At 48.8% G+C, this 592-nt stretch carries 1 protein-coding gene; it reads right to left on the bottom strand.

Annotated features, from left to right (window positions below; all coding sequences use genetic code 11):
• A partial coding sequence (locus tag ACFO3G_RS03190) for an IS256 family transposase (RefSeq protein WP_380077935.1) occupies positions 1-592 on the bottom strand: 592 nt, incomplete at both ends.

The following is a 592-nucleotide window of genomic DNA, read 5'->3' on the forward strand; positions in this document are numbered from 1 at the left end:
TCCACCCAATTGGTGCTGTAAATAAACGGTCTGACCTCGGGAGCATAATCGAGATAGGTGAAATAGAACGGAAGCCTCGGACTTTCTCTGAATTTCAAAAGAAAAGGATAACTCCTGCCCCATCTTGAACAAAACGCTTTCATTCGTTCCACCCCTTCTCGAGAACTCCTTACAGAAGATTCCGTACTGAATACCTCTTTCAATTCCGATGAAAACAAAGCCTTGTCCCGCGGTCTCACTTTGGCCTGAAGTTCCCTCTTCTTGTGAACGGTACACAATTGAACCGACACCCCCTTAAAACACTCCGAAGCCACCTCTTCTATCCCGCACAATCCGTCCGAAACAATCAGTTTCAGTTCCTTCAGCCCGCGTGCCTTCAAGTCCGAAAAGAAGGATCTCCAAATATGACTTCCCTCGGTTGGATTGTTGTAGATCCCGACAATTTCACGTCGCCCGTCTTCGCTTAAACCCATGGCCACAAAGAAGGCCTCTTTGGTACAACTGCCTCCGCGCCTGACCGGAATAAAGGTGGCATCGATGATCAGAGCTTCCAGGCGACAGGGAAGCTTGCGACTCATAAAGGCTTCCACAC

Source organism: Falsiporphyromonas endometrii, from assembly GCF_042654485.1.
GTDB lineage: Bacteria > Bacteroidota > Bacteroidia > Bacteroidales > Porphyromonadaceae > Porphyromonas > Porphyromonas endometrii.